1 protein-coding gene and 1 pseudogene are annotated in these 608 nt (G+C 71.2%); both read left to right on the forward strand.

The annotated features are described in order from the left end of the window. A pseudogene (locus tag EOA33_RS37895) lies at window positions 1-200 on the forward strand (GDP-mannose 4,6-dehydratase); the annotation flags it as partial. Further along, a partial coding sequence (locus EOA33_RS37900; RefSeq protein WP_127407856.1) for an MBL fold metallo-hydrolase occupies window positions 197-608 on the forward strand: 412 nt, incomplete at its 3' end. The pseudogene EOA33_RS37895 and the gene EOA33_RS37900, both read left to right, overlap by 4 nt.

Here is a 608-nt window from a genome sequence, read left to right on the forward strand (position 1 = left end):
TTGTCGCCAGCGCCATGGAGGCGATGGCGCTCGCTCTGCCCGGGCCCCCAGAACCGCCGGTGACGCGCTACGGGCTTGGCCTGTTCGCCTATGCGCAGAGCCTCGACCTCGCCAAGGCCCGTCGCCTGCTCGGCTGGACGCCGAAGGTCGGGTTCGAGCAGGGGCTCGACCGCACCTTCGCCGGCGGAGGGCTGGCATGAAGATCGTCTTCGCCAACAGCGCCTGGGTCAGCGCCGCCGAGCGGCTGATCCTGCGCGGCGGCGGCTGGCATAGCGTCAGGCTGCGCGTCCGCTACGGGCTGTTCATTCATCCGCAGGCCGGGCCGGTGCTGGTCGACACCGGCTACACCCCAGAGGCCACCACGGGGCAGGGGCGCGGCCGCATGCTGCGCCTCTACGGCGCTGTGCTTAGGCCCGAGCTCAACGCGGCCGAACAGGTGCAGCCGGTGCTCGAGCGCTTCGGCCTTGCGCCCGGCGACGTGCGCACGGTTGTCGTCACCCATTTCCATGCCGACCACATTTCCGGCCTGCCGCTGTTTCCCCATGCCCGCTTCATCGCCAGCGATGCCGCCTGGGCGCGCGTCAAGGCGCGCACGCCGAGGCAGAACC

The sequence above is a fragment of the Mesorhizobium sp. M4A.F.Ca.ET.050.02.1.1 genome (assembly GCF_003997725.1).
GTDB lineage: Bacteria > Pseudomonadota > Alphaproteobacteria > Rhizobiales > Rhizobiaceae > Mesorhizobium.